24 protein-coding genes are annotated in these 22,889 nt (G+C 70.2%); 10 read left to right on the top strand and 14 right to left on the bottom strand.

What is annotated here, in order from left to right:
- Positions 1-31: 31 nt before the first annotated feature.
- From ACIQKA_RS23070 to ACIQKA_RS23060, 3 genes are all read left to right on the top strand, one after another.
- Positions 32-649, top strand: a complete 618-nt coding sequence (locus tag ACIQKA_RS23070) for a DUF6000 family protein (protein WP_402542239.1) — start codon at positions 32-34, stop codon at positions 647-649.
- Positions 650-876: 227 nt separating this feature from the next.
- Positions 877-1,167 (top strand): transposase, encoded by a 291-nt coding sequence (locus tag ACIQKA_RS23065; protein WP_402542237.1) that lies wholly within the window; start codon positions 877-879, stop codon positions 1,165-1,167.
- Positions 1,168-1,211: 44 nt separating this feature from the next.
- A complete protein-coding gene (locus tag ACIQKA_RS23060) occupies positions 1,212-1,412 on the top strand; it encodes a hypothetical protein (protein WP_390113278.1) in 201 nt (66 codons plus the stop codon).
- Here the strand turns inward: ACIQKA_RS23060 and ACIQKA_RS23055 are convergent.
- The 14 genes from ACIQKA_RS23055 to ACIQKA_RS22990 all read right to left on the bottom strand — a co-directional run bounded on the left by ACIQKA_RS23055 (position 1,409) and on the right by ACIQKA_RS22990 (position 14,724).
- Positions 1,409-1,843, bottom strand: a complete 435-nt coding sequence (locus ACIQKA_RS23055; protein WP_402542236.1) for a hypothetical protein — start codon at positions 1,841-1,843, stop codon at positions 1,409-1,411. The genes ACIQKA_RS23060 and ACIQKA_RS23055 overlap by 4 nt on opposite strands.
- Positions 1,844-1,986: 143 nt before the next feature.
- Positions 1,987-2,778: a hypothetical protein gene (locus tag ACIQKA_RS23050; protein WP_402542235.1), complete on the bottom strand. Its 792-nt coding sequence runs from the start codon at positions 2,776-2,778 to the stop codon at positions 1,987-1,989.
- A gap of 118 nt (positions 2,779-2,896) precedes the next feature.
- Complete coding sequence (locus ACIQKA_RS23045; protein ID WP_402542234.1) at positions 2,897-3,361, bottom strand: hypothetical protein; 465 nt, start codon at positions 3,359-3,361, stop codon at positions 2,897-2,899.
- A gap of 103 nt (positions 3,362-3,464) precedes the next feature.
- Positions 3,465-5,624, bottom strand: a complete 2,160-nt coding sequence (locus ACIQKA_RS23040; protein WP_402542233.1) for a chromosome segregation protein ParM — start codon at positions 5,622-5,624, stop codon at positions 3,465-3,467.
- An 86-nt stretch (positions 5,625-5,710) separates the two neighbouring features.
- Entirely contained in the window at positions 5,711-6,100 is a 390-nt protein-coding gene (locus tag ACIQKA_RS23035; protein ID WP_402542232.1) for a conjugal transfer protein TraB, read from the bottom strand.
- 36 nt (positions 6,101-6,136) lie between these two features.
- Entirely contained in the window at positions 6,137-9,022 is a 2,886-nt protein-coding gene (locus ACIQKA_RS23030) for a hypothetical protein (protein WP_402542230.1), read from the bottom strand.
- 153 nt (positions 9,023-9,175) lie between these two features.
- Positions 9,176-9,418, bottom strand: coding sequence for a carbohydrate ABC transporter (locus tag ACIQKA_RS23025; protein ID WP_402542229.1), 243 nt, complete (start codon positions 9,416-9,418; stop codon positions 9,176-9,178).
- Positions 9,415-9,933, bottom strand: coding sequence for a hypothetical protein (locus ACIQKA_RS23020; RefSeq protein WP_402542228.1), 519 nt, complete (start codon positions 9,931-9,933; stop codon positions 9,415-9,417). The genes ACIQKA_RS23025 and ACIQKA_RS23020 overlap by 4 nt, the downstream gene beginning before the upstream one ends.
- 121 nt (positions 9,934-10,054) lie before the next feature.
- Positions 10,055-11,920: a DUF2637 domain-containing protein gene (locus ACIQKA_RS23015; protein ID WP_402542226.1), complete on the bottom strand. Its 1,866-nt coding sequence runs from the start codon at positions 11,918-11,920 to the stop codon at positions 10,055-10,057.
- Between the two features lie 240 nt (positions 11,921-12,160).
- On the bottom strand, positions 12,161-12,340 hold the full coding sequence (locus ACIQKA_RS23010; RefSeq protein ID WP_402542225.1) for a hypothetical protein: 180 nt from the start codon (positions 12,338-12,340) through the stop codon (positions 12,161-12,163).
- Positions 12,341-12,431: 91 nt separating this feature from the next.
- Entirely contained in the window at positions 12,432-12,785 is a 354-nt protein-coding gene (locus tag ACIQKA_RS23005; RefSeq protein WP_402542223.1) for a WhiB family transcriptional regulator, read from the bottom strand.
- 165 nt (positions 12,786-12,950) lie between these two features.
- Positions 12,951-13,130: a hypothetical protein gene (locus ACIQKA_RS23000; protein WP_402542221.1), complete on the bottom strand. Its 180-nt coding sequence runs from the start codon at positions 13,128-13,130 to the stop codon at positions 12,951-12,953.
- A gap of 100 nt (positions 13,131-13,230) precedes the next feature.
- Positions 13,231-13,575, bottom strand: coding sequence for a hypothetical protein (locus ACIQKA_RS22995; protein ID WP_402542219.1), 345 nt, complete (start codon positions 13,573-13,575; stop codon positions 13,231-13,233).
- 150 nt (positions 13,576-13,725) lie between these two features.
- Positions 13,726-14,724 carry a hypothetical protein gene (locus ACIQKA_RS22990; protein ID WP_402542218.1) on the bottom strand — a complete coding sequence of 333 codons (999 nt, stop codon included), beginning with the start codon at positions 14,722-14,724 and terminating at the stop codon, positions 13,726-13,728.
- A 365-nt stretch (positions 14,725-15,089) separates the two neighbouring features.
- On the opposite strand from ACIQKA_RS22990, the gene ACIQKA_RS22985 reads away from it, so the two are divergent.
- From ACIQKA_RS22985 to ACIQKA_RS22955, 7 genes are all read left to right on the top strand, one after another.
- Positions 15,090-15,437 (top strand): GntR family transcriptional regulator, encoded by a 348-nt coding sequence (locus ACIQKA_RS22985; protein WP_402542217.1) that lies wholly within the window; start codon positions 15,090-15,092, stop codon positions 15,435-15,437.
- A 192-nt stretch (positions 15,438-15,629) separates the two neighbouring features.
- Positions 15,630-16,799 (top strand): XRE family transcriptional regulator, encoded by a 1,170-nt coding sequence (locus ACIQKA_RS22980; RefSeq protein WP_402542216.1) that lies wholly within the window; start codon positions 15,630-15,632, stop codon positions 16,797-16,799.
- Positions 16,799-17,383, top strand: a complete 585-nt coding sequence (locus tag ACIQKA_RS22975) for an isochorismatase family cysteine hydrolase (protein WP_402542215.1) — start codon at positions 16,799-16,801, stop codon at positions 17,381-17,383. The genes ACIQKA_RS22980 and ACIQKA_RS22975 overlap by 1 nt, the downstream gene beginning before the upstream one ends.
- On the top strand, positions 17,380-18,291 hold the full coding sequence (locus tag ACIQKA_RS22970; protein WP_402542214.1) for an FAD-dependent oxidoreductase: 912 nt from the start codon (positions 17,380-17,382) through the stop codon (positions 18,289-18,291). The genes ACIQKA_RS22975 and ACIQKA_RS22970 overlap by 4 nt, the downstream gene beginning before the upstream one ends.
- The gene (locus ACIQKA_RS22965) at positions 18,239-18,733 is read left to right on the top strand and encodes a GIY-YIG nuclease family protein (protein ID WP_402542212.1); all 495 of its coding nucleotides are present in this window, start codon (positions 18,239-18,241) and stop codon (positions 18,731-18,733) included. The genes ACIQKA_RS22970 and ACIQKA_RS22965 overlap by 53 nt, the downstream gene beginning before the upstream one ends.
- Before the next feature lie 89 nt (positions 18,734-18,822).
- The gene (locus ACIQKA_RS22960) at positions 18,823-19,161 is read left to right on the top strand and encodes a helix-turn-helix transcriptional regulator (protein WP_402542210.1); all 339 of its coding nucleotides are present in this window, start codon (positions 18,823-18,825) and stop codon (positions 19,159-19,161) included.
- 979 nt (positions 19,162-20,140) lie between these two features.
- Entirely contained in the window at positions 20,141-22,693 is a 2,553-nt protein-coding gene (locus ACIQKA_RS22955) for a hypothetical protein (RefSeq protein ID WP_402542208.1), read from the top strand.
- Positions 22,694-22,889: the final 196 nt, after the last annotated feature.

The raw sequence follows: 22,889 nt of genomic DNA, 5'->3' as shown, positions 1-22,889 counted from the left end.
TGTTCTGCGGTGACAAGGCAAGATCGACTGTGTGATACGCAATCCGCACGACGATGCCGAGTTGCTGACCTTGGTTCGCCGCTATGTCACGCCCGAGCGGCGCTACCTGAAGCTCGGCGGCGGCTTGCTGCACATGCAAAGTCCTGAGTGCGACCGATTCATGCGAGATCTCCGTGAGGACGCAGGACTCATCACCGCCGATGAGATCGCCAAGCTGCTCGAAGGCGGCTGGCGAGAGCGGAGAACTGCGGCTTGGCTCATAGCTGTCTCCCGCCGGACCGAGTTCCGTGAGCGCCTCGGGGAACTCCTGCTGGCCAGCGAGGTCTGCTGCGCCGGGCTGGCATACAGCGTGGCCCTGGCCAGTTTCGGAACGGCACGCGACGCCGATCTGCTCGCCGCCTACCTAGATCGCTACCTCCGTCGTCCTGACCTCGGATACGACCAGACTGTCGTCATGGGCGCTCTCCAGTTCATCGACCTGAACCTCGGAGGTGGTCAAGCCGACCGCTTCCGGCAACCGGGGGGCCTGTGGCAGCAGTGGCTCCAGGATGCACCGCACATGCAGGGCGACTCGGACCCCACACCCTCCTCCTTGAGCCTCATTCGTCGGCTCTGCGCGTTCATCGATGAATGCGCCGAGGCGCGATGACCGGCCCCTTCTCCCGATGGTCTCTCTGGGCTGTGATCGCCGTCCGGGGGAGCGGTCAGATTTGTGTGCGGGACGCGAGGTAGTCGAGCCGGTCGCGTCCGGCGTACCTGGTCTGGCGGGTGGCGTCGCTGACGCTGGCGCCGGTGAAGACGGACGCCGGTAGATCTGTGGCGAGCGCAATACGAGCGTCGTTGCGGCCTGTACCGCGGGCTCGTCACCGGTCCCGGATGGGCACCGGATCTCAGGCCCATGTCCCGCGGCTGACGGCGGGTGGCCAAACCCTCGGAGAACGCACTGCGGTCGTACTCCTCACGGGAAGCTGCGCCACACGGCACCCGGACGCCGGGACCATCCTTAACATTCCCAGACTCGGCATCCGGCTCGGCGCCCAAGTGCCCGCCGAAATCGGTGACGACCGACAGCGGTTCACCGACGCCCGCGGTCCGAAGGCATACACCAGCGCGTCCCCCGTCGTACGGGCTTCCGGCAAGATGCCGGGCATCACCCGACGCGGGTAAAGAACGACCGTCTCAACCACGCCGGCTACCTCTGGGTGTTCTCCGTGATCGCTTTCTCACCCGGCGCCAAGGCCCACTACCGGCGGCGACGCGACAGTCATGCAGACCGGCACGCCGCCGCCCAGCGCAACCTCTTCAACCGCATGATCGGTCAGCTCTACCACTGCCTCCAGCAGGACCAGCAATATGACGAGGAGCTGGCCTTCCCAGCCTCACCTACCGAGATGAGCACAGCGGCCGCCTAGCCAGAGGCCGCATGCTGGTCCGGGGACCGCACCCAGGGAGCGAAGCGCTGCTCCGGGCCGGCATCCTCGCGCCAGTACCGCAGGACGGATTCTTGGACAACATCGAACCGCTCGGATGCGATCAGGCACGAGACCTGCTCCTGCCCGCCCGCGTCGGCCTCGAAGGCGACCACGACGGGCGGCCTTTCGCCGACCTGACGCGTGACTTTGAGGACCTCGTCCGCGGTCGGTGCACGGAAGATCGGATCGTGAAACACCGCCGGGCAGCAGACGAAGAACGGATCGCCGAAGACCAGTTCCAGGCCATGGTGGTAAGCCAGGTCGTAGCCGGCAGCAAGCCTCAGCTGTCCGCCGTCCCAGGCGACCACGTCCCAGTCCCACCAGTTCCCTTCAGGGAGCTGGATCGCAGCATGAGCTCCTTCGATGTCCACCCGGCGTCCCCCTTACTCGTTCGAACAGATCGACAGGCTACACAGCGGCTATACCCAGGCGACTTGACGAGTTAAGACCCTGAGGTGTCTGTCCGGTCCTCGCGCACCCCGGGGGCGGGCGAGAGCCAGGCGGAGTGACCGGGTCAGCGGTTGGGGAAGCGGATCACCGTCGGGGGCGGGGTGTCGTCGCCGGGCGAGGTGGGTGCGGGCAGCGTGGCGTGCAGGTGGAGCTCGGGGCGGAACTCCGGGCTGAACACCGCCGCGGCCGGGGCCGCCTGATGGTTGTGGATGACGGGGCGGAACGTGAGGCCGCGCAGGGCGAGAATGCTCGCGAGCGCCCAGACGACGGTGGCGAGGGCGGCGGCCAGGATCCGCCCGCCGGCCGGGGAGACGGCCCACACGACCCAGATGCTCCCGGCACCCCACAAGGTCCAGACGATGCGGGCGCCGCTGATGCGCAGGAACCCTCCGATCAAGCCGATCAGGCCGATGGCCTGCCACAGGGTGTAGACGGTGGCGCCGGACAAGGCGGGCAGGTAAGCGGCCTGGGCGTCGAGGAAGGCCTTGATGGGCTCAGTGAGGGTGGTCCAGATGCCGCTGGTGTCGTGCTCCAGGTCCACGTTCGGACGCGGCACGCTGCCGGTGACCGCGTCGACGAGGGCGCCCAGCACGCCGGCGGCCGCGCCGATCAGCATCACCACCACCACGGCCGCGACCAGCAGGGCAAAGGCCTTGATCCAGTGGGCGAGGCCGTGCCAGTCGGCCTTCGGGGCACGGCGGATGTCCTCCCACATGGTGTGCAGGACACCGTCCTTCTCCCAGGCACGGTTCCACCAGACGTTGGCGGCATCCAGCCGCTCCCGCGCGGCGCTCTTCTTCGGAGACGGCTTCGAGGTCGGCAGTTCGGGGGTGTGGTTCGGTCCGTTCGACGACATGGCCGAAGTACTCCTTCGTGGGGTGATCGGGGGTGGCGCTGGGGCCGGGCGGCCTGTCCCGCTCTCGTCCTGCCGGCCGCCGAAGGGGCGGGGGGGGAGCCGGGCGGAACGACCGGAGTCAGCGGCTGGTGATGCGGCCGAAGAAGCCGCGGGCGGTCTGCTCGGTGTGCTGCATGTTCTGGGTGACCGGGCCGGTGTAGTGGTGCTCGGTGTGGGTGACGGTGACGCGGGCGTGCTGGACGGCGCTGCCGATCGCGGTGGCCAGGGCGGCGAGCACGGCGAGCGGCAGGGTGACCATCAGCACGGAGGTGAGGGTGACGGCGGCCAGACCCTGAAGGGCCAGCCAGACGCCGCAGCCCGCGCCGGTGATCCCGGCGCCGATCCCGATGGAGGCGACCGCGGTGCCGGCCGCCCAGGCCGGGACGATGCGGGTCTCGGGCTGGAGCACCGGCGGCGTGGACCCGAAGGTCGGGAGCGGGGTGTCGTCCCGGAACGACGTCGAGGCCGGGGCCGGCTGCGGCTGGTCGTGGAACGCGGTGCGCAGGATCTGCTCGGCCTCGGCGGCGGCCTCGGCATCAGACATCGAACGGTCGGAGGCGGGGCGGAAGTCCATGGTGGTGTCCAATCGGGGATGGCGTGGGCCCGGCCGCGCAGCACGCGGCCGGGCCCACAGGAGGAGAGTGGGGTCAGGGGACGAGGGTCTTGATGGCTTCGAGGGCCTGGCGGGCGGAGACGACTTCCTCGCGGCGCTTGTGGCCGGGCTTGCCGCCGCCGGGCTTACTCCCGCCCCCGCCGCGGCGGCGGGGACCGTCGCCGTCACCGTCGTCGTCGGGAACGGGGTGGAACTCGCCCGGACGCTCGGGCTCGTTCCAGTCGAACCACAGGCCGCGCTTGTCCAGCTCGCTGATCTCGTGGTCGGTGAGGTGGACGACCTCGTCGGGGAAGATGCTTTTGAGGTCGGTGTCGAAGTCGGCGTACAGGCTGCGCATGAGGACGGCGCGGCCGTTGTCCAGGACGATGACGGCGACGCCGCCGGTGGAGACGCCGTTTTCGGGGTCGGCCTCGCCGCGCATGGCCCGCTCGATCACCGAGCCCTCCTGCTGGGAGTAGCGGGTGGGGATCGTGGGCACATCGTGGGCGTTTTCCATGGTTCCCTCGACGGCCTTGCGGGTCGAGGAGGGGTTGCCCATGTTGAACACGACGGCCCTGCTGTTCTGGCGCAGGTTGGCCTTCATGCCGGAGGAGAACCCGTCGTGCGCGAACGGGCTCTGGCCTGCAGGGTTGAAGCCGATGCCGTACTTCAGGCCGGTGACGGTGAGGTCGTCGGCGATGGTCTGGATGAAGTCGCCGTACTCCTCGTCCTTGGTGCAGGTCATGAACTCGTCCCCAAAGACGTTGAGCTGCCGGTAGGGGCAGCGCGGGTCGCCGGGCTTGTAGTCGTGGGGCTGTCCGTCGTGTGACCAGGGCATCTCCGCCCGGATGTCACACAGGGCCCTGGCCGCGCGCAGCGAGCGGGCCATCCACAGGGCGTTGGAGCCCTGCCGGTCGATGTACCGGCCCAGGGTGCTCGTCTTCTCGTCCTTGCGGACGGTGCCCAGCCACACCACCTGGCCGGCCAGTGACATGGCCGCCATGTCGATCGCGAAGAACTGTGTCTTGCCCGAACGCGAGACGCCCAGGATCAGGCCGTGGCGCGCCGCGTTCTTGTCGCTCTGGTAAATCATGTTCCGCACCGGCTGGCCGGTGGTGGTGTACCCGCAGACGTACATGCCCTTGGCGTCGGGGGTGAGCAGTTCGCGGGTGGCGGGGAACATCTGGCTGAGCGGCGGGGTGTCGAAGATGCTGATCAGGAACTCGTGGCCGTCGATGATGACGAACTGGCAGGAGTCGTCGGCCGGGATGCCCAGGCCGCGGGCGACCTTGGCGAGGTCGATCTGCGGGATCTCGGTCTCGTCGAGCATCCGGCCCCGGTAGAAGGTCACCCCGCGCTCCTCGTCCCGGATACGAGCGACGAGCTCGGTGCCGGGGGCGCCGCCCTTGGGCCCGGCAACCTTGTCGGCCCACCGCTCCTCCAGGGTGGGGGTCTTGGTGCGGCGGGCGGTGGCGTCGGGGGTGATGTGGGCCTGCAGCCATCCCGGCCCGCCCTGCCGGCCGTCCTTCTGCTGCTCCACCGGCGCCAGCGTGACCTCCTGCTCGAACACTGCGAACGCGGCCGCGACATCGGCGGCCGAGAGCGAGCGGATCGGGCGGCCGGCCTCCTTGGAGCGCAGCAGGATCGTCAGGTCCCGCTGCGTGTCCGGGTGGGGGATCGCCTTGACCAGCAGCGTGCCGCCCGGCAGGCCGGCCCGCTCCCACAGCTCGCGGGCACTGCGGGTGTAGAGCGTGGCGCCGTCCTCGGGGTGCAGCGGCTCCTTCACCGGTGTGGTCGGGGCGGGCAGGGCCGCGACCAGGGCGGGCGCGGCCGGGGCGGCAGGGAGCTTGGTGACTGCGGCGGGCCGGTGACCGCGCCGTCCGGTACGGGACAGCGGGGCGAGTACGCCGCAGAGCAGGGCCCAGCCGGCGGCGAGCAGGACGTCGGTCTGCGCGGGTCCGTAGCCGGGCGTCCAGACTGCCGCCAGGTCCACTCCGGCGGCCAGGGCGAAGGGGAGGGAGCGGATGATGCGCTGTCCGGAGCCGGGCACGCGGCTGGTGGCGGCGTGGATCATGTTCCCGGCACCGACGACGCCCGGCAGAAGGAGGGCGATGTTCGCCAGGCCGTCGGGAGACAGGTTCGGGGCCAGGGCCAGGGCGGGGGCGGCCAGGGTGTAGGCGAGGCGTTCGAGCGCCACACTGCGCGGCAGAAACATCAGGCTCTCCAGAGGGAAGAGGGTCAGGGGCCGGGCCGCGGCGGCGGTCCGGCCCCTGACCAGGACAGGGAGGGTGGGGCAGGGGGTTAGTCGGCGAGGAAGCCGGGCTTGGGGGTCTTCTCCCGGCGGCCCGAGCGGACCTCGTCGAGCCGTCCGTAGAGGCGGGCGTGGGCGCGCTGGACCACCTGGGAGTGCGACGCACCCTCGGCGGCGTCCTCGATCAGGTGCCGGAGCTGGGCGGCCGTGCCGCCCAGCGCGGTGGCAACCACGTAGGTCAAGTCCACGAACCGCGGGTCCAGCTCGGCGTTCTCGATGGCTTTGGCGACGTCCTCGGCCCGCGTGGCGTTGGACTGCATGCCGCGCCGCAGGTCCTCCAGCTCGACGGCCTTGTCCTCCAGCGCCTTCGTCAGCTTCTTCAGCTTGGCCTGGACGTCCTTGTAGCTGTTGTCGTCGCTCTTAATCTCGGTGCCGCTCATCGGGGCGGTCTCTTCCTTCTCGGTGTGCTGGGCGGGTCAGTTGTGGTGGGCGGCGGCCGAGGCGTGGACCAGGCCCGCCTCCCGCTTGGCGTCCATGTCCTGGCCGTAGACGCGGGCGACGCCGGCGGCGGCCTGTACGGCCGCCTCGGCGGCGTCCGCGCACTCCTGGGCACACCGCGTGGCCTGGGCAGTCATCCGCTGAAGCGCCTCGGACAGCGCGCTGATCTGCGCGACGATCCGCTTGTCGACGTTGTGGTCGTCCGCCAGGTCCTCAGCGATCTCCAGGAGCGCCTTGGCCGTGGCCAGGAGACGCTTGACCAGGTCTTCGGCCGTCTCCTTGTCGCCGAGCGCGGCCAGGGCGATGTTCGTCATCTCGACCAGGTACTGGTCGAAGGTGATGTCCGTCTGGTGCTTCGCGGCCAGCTGCGAACCGGCCGGGGTCGTGCTCATCGGCGGGGCCTCCTTGGGGGTGGTGTCGGGTGGGGCGGACTGCGCCGGGATTCCCGCCCCCCGGCCGCCGGCGGCCGGGGTAGCGGTGTCGTCCCAGACGGGCGTCGAGGGCTCGGGCGGGCGGGAGTGCCCCGGAACGAGGAACCCCACGATCTGGGCGTCGGTGAGGTCCGCCAGCGGATCGGTCTTGTTCACCGGCGTCTCACCGGGGGCGTGGGGCCTGTCCCCCTCGGCCGGCTCGCTCACCTTGACGGGCTTGACGGCCCCGGCGGCTGGCGTACCGGGGCCGGGAGCAGCCGTATCCGCCTTGGTCGCGGGCTTCCCGGACCCCGCCTTGGGCGGGTCCGGGTAGTGCAGGTCCCAGGGCTCGACGCTCTCCTCGTCCATCTCCCGAGAGCCGGAAGGCTTCGTGGAGGCGGCCGCCGGACCTGTTGCGGAGGGGGACTTCGGGACCTTCTTCCCGGACGGAATGTAGGTCTCCCAGACCCAGGGCTCTTTGGGGAACTTACAGACCTGGTTGTAGATCTGCGCGATCTCCGGTTCGCCAACGGGCGTTTCGGCTCCGCCGGGCTTGTGGGGCTCGGCGTCGTCGGGCTCGATGATGTGAGCCTCGACGATGTCGTCCTCCGCCTTCGGCCGGATCGGAGGACGAGCACGCTCACCCTCGGCCTCCATCCACAGCGGGGGCCGCGGTCCCTCCTCGGGAAGCTTGTTCTTGGTGAGCCGGTCTTTGATCCGGCCGCCGAACGACCGCTTCCCTGCAGGCCGGTCATGCGCGCTGTCGCTTGCCGTTTCGGAGCCGTCAGAGGGCTTCTCCTCAACGATCTCGGCCTCTTCCGGCTCCGTGCCCGCAGGCTCCCCTGCCGGGGGCACTGAAGGGCTTTCAGGGCCCTTGGCGGCGGTCGTGGACTCCTCAGACCCGGCAGGCTTCCCGGTCTCGCCGTCGGCGCCGCCGGGCTCCTTCTCCGGGCCCTTGGGGGCCTTGGCCGTGCCGGGCTCCGCCGCCTTCTCGGCGCCGTCCTTCTCCGGCTCCTCGGCGGCCTTGGGCTCCTCCACCTTCTTGGCATCGTCCTTCTTGACATCCCCGGTCTTCTCCTTGGCCGTCTCAGCCTTGGTCTTCTCCTCACCGGTCTTGCCGTCCTTGGCGGCGTGGGCGTCCTCGGCGGCTTTGCGGCGCTCGTCGAACCGCCGCTGCGCCTCGTCCCCGACCGCCTTGCCCAGCGTCGTACGCCCGACCGCGGCGGCCCTCTTCTCCTCCCGCCGCACCTTGCGCTTCTCGCGCCGGGCCCGGCGGGCGGCGCCGCGGTCGGCCCGGTCCTTCCTCTCCTCCTCCTGGCGAGCCTCGCGATCGGCCCACTTCTTGTCCCGGGCCCGCTGCCGGTCGGCGCGCGCCTGGTCGCGGTCCTTGGTGCGGTCCCTCAGGCCGGCGCTCTGTTCGGCTGCCCGGCGCTGGTCCCGGGCCTTGTTCCGCTCGGCCCGCCGCTCGACGCGGGCCGACTGCCGGGCAGGGATACGTTCCTGCCGGGGTGACGCGCCGCTGGAGCTCCTGGCGCCGTCCCGGCCGTCACCGGCTCCGCCCCGGCCGCCACCAGCAGGGGACTGCTCCTTAGCCCGCTGGCGTTCCTGGCGGAGCTGGTCCTTGTGGCGGCGCTTGTCCTCGTTCGCCTTCGCGGCCGCGGCCTGCCGGTCCGCCTGCGCCCGCGCCTTGTGCTCGCGGGCCTTGTCGTCCACCCTTCCCGCCGACGGCGAGTGTGCGGCGGAGGACTTGCTGTCCTTGCGACCGCCCTTATCTGTGCCCGCCCCAGCGCCGCCCCGCCCGCCGCCCGGCCCGGCGGGGTTCCTGCCGCCTCCGGCCGGACCGCCGCCCACACCGCCACCGCGCCCGCCGCCCGCCCCGCCCCGGCCACCGCCGGAGCCGGAGGCGCCGGAGCCAGCCTTCAGTGCTGCCGCGTCACCCTTTCCCAGGGCGGTCTTCTTGTCGGCCGCCGCCTGGATACCGGCCTGGCGCAGCTTGTTGTGCGCCTCCAGCAGAGCGATTTCGCGGTCGCTTTCCGCTTTCAGGCGGGCGACTTTCGCCTCGATGACCGCTTCCCGGTAGGGACCCTCGGCCTCAAGGCCGGCATGACCCCGGGCGATCCGATATTCGAGCCAATCGCCGACTATTTCCATAAAGCTGCGGGGCGGCTCGTATTCGTATTCGCCTTCCTCTTCCGCCTCGCCGTATTCCTCTTCGACCGGGGAATGGGCAGGGGTGGATTCGGCGCGCAGCACACTTTCCGGGGAAATGGGTTCCCGGACGGGCGGCAGTTCGATGGTCCGCTCCATGGCGCTTTCCGGAGGGGCTTCACGGGCCGGGGGGATGAGGCGGTCGATATCGGCGAGCGGTACGGGCCGGTCGGTGACATCGCTTCCCGGGGGAAAGGGGATGAGCCGGCCGGGGCCGTCGCCGGGACCGTCGGAGGTGCTGGACACCGGGTGGGGCTCCTTCCTTGACAAGGTCGGGGTGCCTCGCGTACACGCGTGCACGCGGGCGGGCGTGCCAGCGGGCGGGCGTGCGGGCGTTGGGGGGCAAGCCGAAGGGGGCCGGCCGTGATAGCCGGCCCCCTTCGGGCCTCGCGGGTGGTGCTACTGCGGGGTGTGCCTCTCGTAGACGGCGAGCAGGTCGTTGGCCAGCAGCCGCAGCGCCTGGACGTCGCCGCGCCGGTGGGCCTTGGCACCCTGCGTCTTCAGCAGCATCATCAGGAAGTGGAAAGCACCAAGGTCTTCGCCGTAGCGGCGAATGTATTCGTCCCGCTGCTCCAGCAGATATGTGCGGGAGTTCTGCGCTTTCACTTCGTGCCGGGTCAGCGGGCGGTTTGCGCTACTCACGCCGATTCACGTCCTCGCAGGTCGTGAATGTTGGACACGGGGGCAGCGTAGCCGCTTTCCGGCTTGCTGCGAAGTCCGGGCGGGGTGGCGGGCATGGGCGGGATCTGCTGCGGGTTCTTCTTCCGCTGCTTTTCCAGCGCCTTTTCCTTCCGGTCTTTTACCGTGTTCGCGCAGTTCTCGTCGAACGCGCGGCGGCTGTAGGCGGCGGATTCGAGGTCGGCGGCAAGGTTCTTGGCGTCCTTCAAAACCTTCCGCAGCGCCTTTTCCACCGGCCTCGCGCGGCCTTTGGCGTGCCAGAAACGGTCGCCTTCCAGGTGAGTGCCGCGCAGGTGGACGCTGGTCTCGTCCGTCAGCGTGGCCAGGTGGCGCTCGGTGTCGCGCACCACCCGCTGGATATCGGCGAGGTAGCGGGCGGTGGCGGCCGCGTTGGCGGCCACGTCCTGGAGCGGGTTGGGGGCGCTGTGCCCGGGCGGCCGGCCCTGCGGGGCCGCGTCGGGGCGGTGCTCGGGGTTCACGGTTCGTCCTCCAAAGGGGAGTTGAGCTGGTGTAATCGGGGCGGACTGCTTCCGGCAGTCGCAAGGAGGGCCAGCCCGAATGCCGCGGGCTGGCCCTCCTTGGTGTGTGCCGGACGATGGGTCAGGGGCGGTAGCCGTTGGCAAGCAGCTCGGCCGCCTCCTGGCGGTACTCAGAGGCCGTGCCGGGCGAGGTGACCGCTAGCTCGTGCTGGATTTCGGCGAGCGGCAGCCGGTCGGCGTCGCCGCCGACGGCGAGGATCATTCGGGCGACCTTGCGGACCGCCCGCTCGCGCGGCTTGAGCTTCGCGGCGTCCTCGGCTTCGACCGCACGCCGCTCGATTTCGGCGGCGGCCCGCCGCGTTTCGGCAGCGGCCTTCTCGGCTTCGGCGGCCTCCTTCCGGGAGCGCGCGATGTCGGCGAGAGCGGCCGCCTGGCGGCGGTCCTCCTCCGCCTTCTTGCGGTCGGCTTCGGCAGCGGCCCGCCGCGTTTCGGCGGCGGCCTTCTCCGTTTCGGCAGCACGCCGGTCCGCTTCGGCAGCGGCCTGGCGGGCTTCGGCGACGGCCTGGGTCTCGATGGCCTGAGCCTCCGCCGCGGCGACCCGGTCGGCCTCCGCCGCTTCCTTCCGCTTCTGCGCCGCCTGGCGCTCCAGCTCAGCCGCGTCCAGGTCGGCGGCGGCCACTGCCTTGCGTGCCTGGGCGATCCGCTCGGTCTCGATCGCGCCGGCCTCGGCCGCCGCGACCTTGTCCGCCTCGGCCGCCGCCCTGCGCTGCTCGGCAGCCTGGCGCTCGAGCTCGGCCTTCGCCAGGTCCGCGGCGGCCGCCGCCTTGCGCTCCTCGGCGGCCTGGCGCTCCGCCTCGGCCTCGCGGGCGCGGGCCTCGGCGACCACGGCGTTGTCGAGGGCCTTCTGCTCCAGCTCGGCGGCCCGCTCTGCGGCACTGACCTGAGCTCGGGCGTGCGCGCGGGCCTGGCCGGTCTGGCCGTCGACCTCCGCCTGGACCAGCTCCACCTTGCCCTTGGCGCGCAGCTTCTCGGCCGCGGACTCCGCCTTGGCGACCTCGCTGCGCGTCTCCGCGGCCAGGCGGCGGCGCTCCGCGTCCTCCTCACGCCCCTGAGCTGCCTGCTCCTGCTCGTCGGGCATGGCCAGGGCCTGGGCGACGGTGTAGCCGTAGGGCGCCATCTTCATCGGCAGCAGCTCGTCCTCGGTGGCCTGGGAGATGTCGCCCCCGTACTTGCGCTTGAGCCACTGCTCGTAGGCGATGAGCTCCTGGTCCCGGCGGATCATCTCCGGGTAGGAGGTGACGCCCCACAGCCGCATCCGGCGGAAGATCCGAGACGTCGCCACCGGGGCGAGGACCCACCGCAGCCACGGGATCGAGTCCCGTTCGGCCTGGTCAGGCCGGACAACACGGTCGATCGCATCGCGGCCGAGCTCCACCACCGTGATGAACAGGACCGGGACGACGCCGTGGGCGCCGGCCGCGACGTAGTCCATCAGCGCCCAGGCCCGGTCCCGGGGAGCGCCGGACGCGGCGTTGAGGACGACCGTGACGGCCGTCAGCAGCCACACCGGGTAGCGGATCCAGGTGATGGGGCGCTTGAGCCAGGCCATCAGCAAGTCGACAGCGATCATCACCATGATGCCGACATCGACGCCGACCGCGAACATCTGGCCCTTGCCCAGCGAGCCGAAGCGGAGCCGCTCGAAGGCGAAGATCGCAACGTGCTCGAAGCTGAGGTACAGGCCGATGCCCGCGAGGACGAGCGCGGCGATCACGATCGCCCCGGCCGCCCACTTCTGGGTACCGGTCAGCTTCCCCGGGGAGGGCTTCGCTCCGGTTCCGCTTTCCGTCTCCGAAACGACGTCGGCCGTCTCCGAAACGACGTCGGCCGTCCGCGAAACCGGCGTAGACGTTCCCGAAACGGCGGCCGGCGAAGCCGTGTAGGGGTCGGGTTCAGCCGCGGTTCGCGGCCAGTCGGTGATCGTCATGAGGGCCTCCGAGAGGGGTCGTTCAAGGTGCGTACGAAACGGCGGGGGCTGCTCCCGAAACGCGGCGAGGCGTTCCCGAAACAGCGGTCAATGCGGTCGGCTGATCACGAAGCTGGCACCGGCTCTACCCGCTCCGCGCACGCGAAAGGGCTGGCGGTCCGCGGGGCGGGCGGCCGTGCTCGCGAAACGTCGCGGGGCGGGCTCGAAACTAGGTGCGGCTCCCGCCGGGCGGGCGCGAAGTCAGCCCATGGGGAGCTGCGCGCCGCGGCGGCGGAGGCCGGCGGTGTCGGTCTTCGGCGTCGAGGTGGGGCGGCGGGCCCGGTCCACCCGGGCGGCGGCGTCGCGGTGCCCGAACTCGTGGAGGATCTCCTGGGAGTCGTAGTCGGCGGCGGTCCAGCCGTCGCGGCGGATGGTGCGCATGCTGCTACCTCCTGGGTGAAGGACATCGGCCCGAGCCGATGCCCGGCTGCGTGGTGTGCGACAAGGCCGGCAGCCCGTCAGGCGGGCGAGGTCACGCGGCGTCGGCAAAGCGCGGGGCGCTGTCTTCGGTGCCGGCCTCCACGGCGTCCGTGCTCTGGGCACGGGCCGTGCGGCGGCGCAGGGCGCGGCGCTCGTCCTCGGACAGCCCGCCCCACACCCCGTACTCCTCGCCGCGCTCCAAGGCGTCGTTGCCGCACTGGATCAACTGCGGACACAAGGCGCACAGGCGCTTGGCCTCGGCGATCTGCAGGAGCGCGGGCCCGGTGTTGCCGTTGGGGAAGAACAGGTCCGGGTCGGCCGTGCTCTCGCAGGCCGGGCGGGTGTCGGCGGGCGCCGCCTTCGTCGAGGTGGGCGCGTAGTGGCGGGTGGGTACGATGAACTTCATCAGGGGCCTCCAGATCAGGTCCTGTGCAAGAAGCAGCCCCGGGGTGGCGTCCCCGGGGCTGTTGCTGTGTCGACGGCCGTACCGGCCGGAGCGAGGTGGTTTCCCGGCGCTCTCCACCGGACCCGCCCGAAGGGGCGCGGGACCGATGGGCAATGCCGGGTGGCACTACAGGGTGTTGAGGTAGGCCTCCTGCAGCCTTGAGAAGGACTCGTACAACTGCCCTCCCTCCCAGCAGTCCGGGTCGGGTGTGGTGCGGGCGCAGGAGGTACAGGTGGCGGCGTGTGCGCGGTAGGCGGTGTCGGCGGCCATGTACCGGCGGTACAGGTCACCGGGACGCCCGGTCATTTCTCGCAAAACTGGCACTGCTCGGTCTGTGACCAGCAGCCACACGTGCCGCACTGCCACATGTGACGCAGTACTGCGGTGAGCCTGATCAGGCGCGCGGTCATGCCGCCCACCCCCATGCCGACCCGGTGCCGGTCAGGGCCGGGACGGGGGTGAGCGAGGTGGCGCACCGGCACCGCCAGAACCCGCAGATCCCGCAGGAGTCCTCAGTGACCCGCGCCGGGCCGGTCAGTTCCACGAGGTCGTGGGGCCGGTGCAGATCCTCGGGCTCGTAGCCCTGGGCCTCGTCCTCGTCGTGGATGTCCTCGCCGACCCAGGCCCGGACGGGCCTGCCGGTCCGGGCGACGGACCGCTGGTCACAGCGGCAGGTCTCGAACGTGCCCTTACAGCGAGGGCAGTTGCCGGTGATTCGCGGGAGGGTGTGTGGGATGCTGATGGGGTTCAACGGGGCCTCCTACCGGGTCCTTCGATCGGCCCGCGGGTGCATCCGGGGGCCGATCTGTTTTTCGGGTGACTGCCGGACGAGCAGCCGCGGCCCCGGCCGCCCCCTCTACTACGGGGCGGCCGGGGCCGTGGTCGTTCGTCCCGGTGTGAGTCAGAACTGGGTGCGCATCCAGTTCGGGAAGCGGCCGGCGCACCGACCGCAGTGGGTCCGATGGAGGACCTGGCGCCATCCGGCAGCGGCTGCGCGGACGAAGTTCAGCTCGGTGGTCCCGCAGTTCGCGCACTCGGGCTGCACAGGAGCCTCTTCCGCAGGACGGCCGGTATGGGCGTGCCTGCCCAGCTCGGCCTGCCGCCGGTCGTATGCCTCCACGTCCTGCGGCTCCTGGGGAAGGCTCGGGCCATCAGCCGGACGGTCACCGCGCGGCAGCACCTTCCGCGTGGCATCCGCGTCGCTGACCCTCACCTGAACCGCCGCCCACTCGGAGGCCCGCTTCACCGGGGCCGCCGCGGCGTACTGGCGGTCGAAGCGCCGACGCTCCCGGGCGAAGAACTCGCGGACGGCCTGGCGCTTGGGCTCCTGGCGGAGCAGCCGGAGGAAGGTGACGGCCAGGCGCTCACCGTCGGGGCAGGGCAGCAGCTGCCCGTCTCGGTTCTTGACCTCGCCCTTGCAGGCCAGGCACTGCTGCTCGTGCTGACGGAACACCCGACGGACCTGCTCCGCGCTGAGCGGGGCGGGCTTGACCTGGCTGGCGGCCGGGGCCGGCTTCACCTTCGGCTTCGGCAACACCTTGGTGGCGCGCCGGGAGGCGAGGGTCGGGGTCACCTCAATCAGCTCGGTCAGCTGAGTGCGCCAGGCGTCGGCCGCGACGTCGATGGTGACCTGGCGGTTACTTCCGGCCGTACAGCGGCGCGGCTCGGCAGTCTTGGCGCGGCCGGTGTGGTGGGGCACCAGCTTCGGCGTGCCCAGCACGCCGGTGATCGGGACCCAGGTGGAGCAGTCGGGGCAGACCAGGTGCTCCTTGCCAGGGGTCAGGTCGATCTCGTTGACCTTCAGCTTGGAGGCGATAACCGGCGGGCGGTGGTTGACGTTCGAGGTGCGGGTCTTGCGGCGGCGCTTGCTGGCCTGCGGCGCCACGGGCGTCGTGATCACGGGGACTCCTCATGGTCGGAGGGACGGGGCGCGTCGCGGTGCTCTCTCCGCCCGTCAGGCCGCACGGGTCGATCCCGGCGTCCTGATGGACGGACAGCGCATCTGCGCTGCGACGTGCAACGCGGGAGCCACACCAGCCAGGGGACTGGTCCGGGGGATTTGGTGGAGCTATCAACCCCGGCCCTCCCCGTAAGGGGAAGGGGCTTCCTGCGGTCTTGCCGTATTGCGGTCCTACGTCTCCGCTGTTGACGCCTCACAGGCAACCAACTGTATCGACGTGGATAACCTAATCAGTACACATACTACCGTGTCAACCAGGTTGGGTAGGCTATCTATTCGAGTGAGGTGGCTCTACGATGTGGCTCATGACGGACGAAGCCATGCAGCCCTACGAACGCATCGCGCAGGACGTGCGCGAACAGGTTCGACTCGGGCAGCTCAAGCCCAGCGACAAACTGCCGAGCACCCGGGAGTTGGCGAGCAAGTACGCCGTCGCGGCCGGCACGGTGCAACGCGCCTTCGCCGAGCTTCGACGGGATGGAGTCATCTACTCCCACACGGGTCGCGGGAGTTTCGTTCGCGAGAACGCCTTGGACGCGCTTGCTGACCCGACCGCGCAGGCCATCAGACGCCTCGAGGAACAGGTCGCCGATCTGATTGCGCGACTCGAACGCGTCGAGCAGAACCAGGGCAGCAGGTCGGCAGAGTCCTGAGCTCGCCTCACTGCCTCGTTCTCCTGTAGCGGCAAGCACGGCTTCCCCGTTCGTCATCGGCATTCACTTCGACGGAGATCAGCTTCGGGGTCGCGGGCGTCTCGGCGAGATGTCCCGGCGTGGAAGGGGTGTAGCAATAGCGTCGCAACAGGGCTCTTCCTGCCTGGCAACAAACCGTCATAGGGGTGTGTAGTGATCGCAGTTGAGCAGTGGACAGGCGAGGAGGCACTGCTGTTGCGATCGGTAATGCGCGCGTCGGTGCGGGGGTTCGCCGATCATCTCGGCATCAGCCCACGGACGGTCTCGCACTGGCAGAAGAACAGGACCAGCGTGTGCCGTCCGCAGATGGCGCAGATCCTCGATACGGCGCTGAACCAGTGCACCCCCGAGGAGCAGGAGGCGTTCCGCCTGCGCCTGGCAGACCTTCACGGCACTGCCGTCACGGCTGCGGGCGGCGATACTCCGCAGCCGACGCCTTGTACCGTCGTCTCCCATAAGTTCCTGCCGGCCTACATGGGCGAGCAGATCGCCACCCTGCACGCCGTCGGCGCTCCCGCGCCGCCTGGCCCGGGGGGCTTAGAGCGACGGACGCTTCCGGCCGGACACCGCTCGGCCCAGTCGTCGGCGGTCCACGTCTACAGGTGCGGCGTCGCCGTCGTGCACCTGGAAGAGCATCACCGCGTCGAATCGCTGACCGACCTGGCAGTGTGGCGATACCGGACCTATCTGCAGGAACCCGAGTGGGCGGGCAAGCAGATCACGCAGCTCATGAGGCTCCACGCTGCCGAGGGAACACCCACTCACGAAGTGCCCCCACCGCAGTACGTGCTGTCGGTCTACGAACTCCGCGAGAACTCCTGGGCGGGCGCTGGTCTGGACACCGCGCTGCAGCTCCTGGCCACACCCTCTGTCCTGGTCAACCGCCAGGACCCAGAGAACGTCGTCCCCCTGGGGCCGGACGTCGAGGCCACCAAGTTCCGCGAGGGCTGGTCTCACGCCGACGCTGTCCCCTTCGGAGGCGGCGTCTCGCAAGGTGTCGCCGGCTGGTCCGGGGTCTCCTACCACCCTCAGCTGGATGAGCGCGCCCTCACGACGAGCCAGATCGTCGCACTGGAGCTAGACGTCCAGGCGTTGTGGGCTCTCTCCTCCCACGTCCTGCACACCGTCGAGGACGGCCAGGACCCAGTGATGCCGCCCGAGTACGGCTGGCGGTTTCTGCGGAGTGCCTACTACCGGCTCACAACCGCGCGCCCCACCGAAACGGCACAGCACCGTGTGATGCGCGAAGCGATCTTGACCACGAGCGAACTCCCCGATCGGCTCCGCGCCGCTCAGGACGCCCTCCGAGACAGCACCCCTTGATGGCCATGGGAAAGGTGGACGGGTTGGACCCGCGATCGACAGCGCTGCTGGTTATCGACGTGCAGCAGGGCTTCGTCAACCAGCACAGCCGCGACGTCGTCCCGACGGTCGTACGGCTGGTGAACGGCTGGCGAGCAGCCGGCGCTCCGGTGGTCTTCACCCGGTTCCACAACGCCCCGGGCTCGCCGTACGAAACGATTTCCGGTTGGAAGCGGCTGCGCACCGCGGAGGAGCAGGCGTTCGTGGAGGAGTTGCTGCCCTTCATCGACGCCTCGGCCCTAATCATCGACAAGGGCCAAGCGTCGGTCTTCACGCCCGAGGGATCACAGCTCATCCGGGACGCCGGCTGGAGTGACCTGGTGCTGTGTGGCATCGACACCGACGCCTGCGTGTACGACTCGGCCACCGCTGCCTACCAACGGGGCTACCGGCCCTGGGTCATCACCGACGCCTGCGCCTCCAGCGGCGGCTCCCAGTACCACGAGGCCGCTCTGCTGCTCGCGGCACGGAACCTTGGCTCCGATCAGCTCATTACCAGCGAAGTCGCTCTATCTCGTATCAGCGAAACTGGGGGGATCCAGTGAGCACACTTTCGTTCGACGCCGACGTCCTGGTCGTCGGGGCCGGCCCCGCTGGCGTGGCGGCCGCCCTCATGGCCACCAGCCTCAACATGAAGGTCCTCGTCGTGGAGGCCGACAGCATCGGCGGCAAGCTCCAGACCATCGGCGCGCTGGAGAACGTCTCCGGCAACTGGACGACCGGCCCACAGCTGGCCGAGGCCCTGGCCGCGGATCTGTCCCGCCTCGAGCAAGCCGGTCGGTGCTCGCTGGTCCGATCCCGCGCGGTGGGGGTCAAGGGGCACTCCGACCGCGCGGAAGTCCTCCTCACGGACGGCCAGGTACTCACCGCGCAGGCAGTCGTGGTCGGCACGGGCGTGTCCGCGCTGACGCCCGCCGACACCGACTGGATCAGCACCGCCCCTTCGCTGTCCATGGCTCCGCTGTGGCGTGCGAAGTCCGAGCAGGTCGGGCCCCGGACGTACGTTCTTGGGGGTGACAGGCCACTAGGCACCTGGCTGCGGGCTCACCCTCAGTCCACTGCCACACTCCATGTCCTCGCCCCGGCAACGGACGACTACAAGTTGGCGGAGGTGTCAGGAGACGAACGAGTTCGGGTAGTTCCGGTTTCTCACGTCTCCGTTTCGCAGGCCCGTCACGGCACCGACTTCATCGTGGACGTCGAGAACCGCGGCGGAGAGCGCAGCACCTACGTCGCAACGGCAGTACTGAGCAATCTCGGAAATCGGCCGGCGGCTCTCGAAGGGCTCGCGGTGGACGAGGGCGGATACTGCCCACCCGAAATGCAGCACCCTCGGATCTTCACCGCCGGGGACCTGCGGTCCGGTCGGTTCCAGCGGATTACCACGGCGCAGGGCTCAGGTGCTGAAGCGGCCTTGGCCTACTACTACTCCACCGCGCTTGAGCGGGTGTGACGTGGCTACGGACCGGGTCTATCTGATCGGCTCTCCCGAATCTCCACTCGTGAAGATCAGGTGGTCCGACAACCCCGAGCGGCGTCTTCGACACCTCCAGACCGGCTCACCTGTACCTCTCCAGTTGCTCGCGCTGTTCGAGAGCGGCGCCGTCATGGAGACCGCGCTTCACCGCCAATTCGCCGACAAGCGTCGTCACGGCGAGTGGTTTGACCTGGGGTCGGACCCAGTGGCGGTCGTGAGTCCGTTCGTGAAGGTCGCGCAGGTGGAGGAAGACGAGCGCACAGGACGCCGCCAGCCGGTGCACGACGTCGCTACGTCAGGTCCGCTAACACCAGAGGTCATCGCCTGGTTTCCCGATGATCCGCCCAGCGCGTACGAGCGAGTGGAGCAGGAGTGCCCGACCTGGAAGGCAGCTGGACGGTGCCTGTGCGACAGCTGACCTTCCCGCAGCCGGGCCGGACTTCGACCCAGACACCTCGGTTCGCGGTGGCCGCTTCTCCCACACGGAGATCAAATCGTGTATCTTTCATGGTTACGACGATCGTGGAAGGTTTGGCTATGTCCGACTCGGACCACTCACAGCGGGTCGACGCCCTGCTGAACGGCCTGCCTGAGGTGCTGCCGCCTCCGCATGTGCGCTCGAAGCTACGCCTCGCGGCCGGCCTCACCCAGCAGGACGTCGCGGACGCCGTAGGCGTGAAGAGGGTCGCAGTCACCCGTTGGGAGTTGGGCCAGACCAGCCCTCGGCGCCCGCACCGCGAGAACTACCTGCGCCTCCTCAAGGGCCTCGCAGAACGCTTCCCCGAGGCCGCAAAAGCGGATGAGGGCAAGCCGACGCCAACCTCGGATTCAAGGGGGTCGGGGTGACGTAGCCGCCACCGGCCGCGCGGCCACCTTGCGGACTGACAATCCGCTTCGGCCAGCGCGGCCCTTCGCACCGACTGGGCATGACACCTCAGTTCGGCTGCTCAGTCCCGGTTGACGCCGGTCCTGAGCTTCGGCTCATCGAGCCAGTTCACCTAGCAAAACCCCGCCTTCGACAAGCGGGTCGGCCCCTTCGACAAGGGCCACCAGCAGTACCCCGACCGCGGACAACGGTCGGTGCCCTACCTGCAAGACCCGGCCGCTGACAACGGCCACGTCCCGCTGATCCGCAGGGCCCCGTTAGGGGTCCTACGGATCACCAAGATCAAGAGGAGAGGAGAAATCTCCCCCCATCCGATCCAGGCCCGCCCGCTTCTCACGAAGAGGGCGGTCCCTGACACATCCATAAGGAAGGTCCGTCCAGCCCCGAGGGGTTCTGGTCCGTCCAGCCATATGGAAGGCAGGTCGTTCTCATAGTGCCTGAAGTGGTGTCCCCCTGTCAGCTTGGCCTTGTCCGTTTCACCCCGGTTCAGGCGCGGCGGTCGTCCCGTGTGATGGAATCGACGTACGGTTTCTCCCCTCTTTTCCGGTTCAGACAGGAAGAGGGACTTCCGGTAGGAAGCTATAAGAGCGGGGCCTTCGAGGCGGTCTCGTCGACCCCGACCGTGGCGTCGGCCGTCCGACTCGTGCACCCGCTCGTCGACGTCGTTCGCAACTCTGTCGACGGGAGCGTCCTGGAGGGCGGCGTCCCGTGTGACGGGACGCGATCCGAGGTTTCTGCCCGCCGTGCGGGAGGACTGGGGTCAATCGGGGCTCGGCGGACTTTGCCCACAGGCCGACTCATGCAGGCTCGGCAAGTGGATGAAGAATCGCGCGTTCTGCCTGCTCAGGAAGGTGTCCGCTTTGGCGTGTACACCGGCTCGGTGACGAAGATGACCTCGGTCCTCGCGGTGTCCGCCGCTCGTGTCCCAGTGGTGGGTCGATGAGCGCCGTGGCGGTACGGGCCGCTGCGTTCGCGCGCCCCCGTACGGAGCTGTTCGTCCCGGCCGGGCCGGTCCCGGAGCGGGCTGCTGGCCATCCGCTGTCGCTCGGGCGGGATGCTCGCGCCCGTCTGGGTGGCGCGGTGCGCACGCTGCTGGATCTGGACGGTTTGGACGGTGCGACGGACGCGGTGCGTCTGGCGGTACTGGTGCTGGCGTCGCGGACGCCGTCGGAGACCGGTGTGGTGAGGATCCATACCTCGGAGTTGGGCCGGTGGCTCGGGCTTTCGGCGTCGTACACGGCCTCCGACGTGGTGCCGGGGCTGCGCAGCTCGGGCGTGGTGTCGGTGGAGACCGAGAAGGGCGAGTACCGCGAGGACATCGGCCTGGAGTGCAAGGTGCTACCTCTATGGGCGGCGCAGGACGTCATCGGGCACCCGCTGAATCTGGCGAAGAAGGAGTACGCGACGCTGCAGCGGCTGTTCGAGGCCGTGATGGCGCCGGGCTGGAAGCACAAGGACGGCCGGGTCACTCCGGCCGGGCTGATCGGTACGCGTACCGGTCGGGGCGCGGCGACGGACCGTCTGGCGCTGCTGATGCTGGTGCTGGAGGCGCGGAAGTCCGGGCGGGTGCGACAGTGCGGCGGCACGGTGGACACCAAGCGCGGCCGCGCGGCGGCGACGGTGGCCCGGCTGCTGGGCTGCTCGGCGTCGGCGGGGGAGCGGGTGCTGGAGCGCCTGGAGGACCAGGAGCTGGTGCTGCGGGTACGTCTGAAGACGGCGTCGAAGATGGCGCACCGGACGCGGCTGATGGTGCCGGCGGTCGCCGCCGCGCACGGCCGCACGGTCGACGACGACGTCCAAGAGGACCGTACGGAGGCTCTGAAGCCCGAGTTTTCAGACCCCGACGTTGCGGCAGAGCCTAGTGAGGCGCCCGCCCTGGCAACGGAGCACCAGGTCAGCGGGGTGGCGGTGACGGATGGGGCGGATGTTTCAGAGCCCGATGTTGCGGCAGCCCTTCACACTGACCACCCTCACCTGGTTACTCCCGTCGCTTTCCCGCAGCTCTCTGGTGGCTTTTCCGGCGAAGGCCGTGGGCGTCAGGGCCGTCAGCCGGACCGCGCGTTCGTGCGCGAGGACCAGGCCGTCGACGGCAAGAGCGCCGTTGCCGAGTCCGGGAGCCCGGTAGCTGGGGTCGACCCGCTTCGCGGTGAAAAGCCCATCAAGTCACCGGTCGACGGGCAGGAGCAGGCAGGTGGCGTCGCCACTGGTGCTGATGCCCGGCCGACGCACGTGGGTGCGCGGAAGACGCAGCAGCAGGGGCGGTCGGAGCTTCCAGGTGATCTTGATCTGCGGGTGGCTCTGGCGCCGGTGTCCTGGCTGTGGCAGGGGCTGAACCGCTGGCAGCAGGACCACGTCGTGAAGGCCGCGAAGGCAGAGCTCGCCCAGCTGCGCCAGGTGCTGGAGTGGGCGGGGCGGGCCCCGTCGGTGCTGGCCTCCCGGCTGACGTCCCGGCTCGAGCAGACCGGCGGCGAGGCCCTGATTGCCCGCCCGTACGGGTGGATCACCCACCGCGGGCTGGTGCGCCGGCCGTCGTGCTCGGACGTGCGGTGCGATGACGGCGTCCGGCTCGACACCGGCGCCGACTGCGACAACTGCGCCAACATCCTGCACTCGCGCCGGGCGTGGCGGGTGTGGATCGCGGCCGAGGTCGACCAGGAGCTGCCCGGCCTGGATCAGGATGCGCGGTACCGGGAGATTGAGGCCCGGATGCGCCGTCACGCCGAGGCCGAGGCCGCCGACTTCGTGGCCCGTCAGGCCGAGGCCCGGGAGCAGGCGGAGCGGCGTGCGGCGGCCCGTGCCGAGGCCGAGGCGCAGACGGCGGTCGAGCGGGAGCGGGCGGCGGCCGAGGCGGTGGCGAGGCAGGCCGTGGCGTGCGAGGACTGCGGCCGGGCACGTTCGGCCGGGCTGTGCGAGGCGTGCGACCACCGGTGCCAGACCGAGGCCCTGATCGGCGAGGCCGGTCTCCTCGCCGCGACCTGGTCGGCCGACCCGAGCGACCAGGTCGCTGTCGCGGCCGTCGCCGCCGAGGTCCGTACGGCCATCGAGGACGCCATCGCCGCCTCGTGGGCCCAGTTCCAGCAGATCACCGACCCGGCCGCCCTGGAAGCAGCCGGCCCGGACGCCGTCGAGGATGCCGTCGCGCACAACGCCATGCTGACCGCCGAGAGCGCGGCCGCGGAGTACCGGCACGAGGCCCTGGTGATGCTCGGCCGCAGCGAGGAGGCCCAGGCCGAGGCCCGCAAGGCGTACGCGACCGAGCTCAGTAAGCCGTGGTTCCGGGCCGTACCCGACAGCGACGACGCCCAGCGCGCCGCGACCGAGGCCGCCGCAACCGCGCAGACCCGTACCGCCGAGCACCTGCTCGCCGCGCGGCTGGAGCAGCTGCACACCCTCGCCCGGCCCGAGTCGATCCGGCCCGCTCCGTGGACCCAGCGCCTGCCCGAGCTCGCCGCCCGCCCGCTGGACGGCGAGGCCCTGGAGGTGACCGCGTGAACGCCGTCCCGGAGCTGTCCGGCGTCGACCTCGCCCGCCAGGCCCTGCTCGCCGCCCGGGAGGCGGCGAAGAAGAACGGCGCCCAGACGAAGAAGCCGAAGCGTCGCACCGGCACGGCTCTGCGGCGGGACGGCCGCCAGCCGCTCGGGCTGGGTGCGGTAATCGGCATGATAATGACCGAGCGGGGCCCGGTCGC

Source organism: Streptomyces sp. NPDC092045 (assembly GCF_044756005.1).
GTDB lineage: Bacteria > Actinomycetota > Actinomycetes > Streptomycetales > Streptomycetaceae > Streptomyces.
The sequence above is the reverse complement of the archived record's forward strand: the minus strand, read 5'-3'. Positions and strand labels throughout refer to the sequence as shown.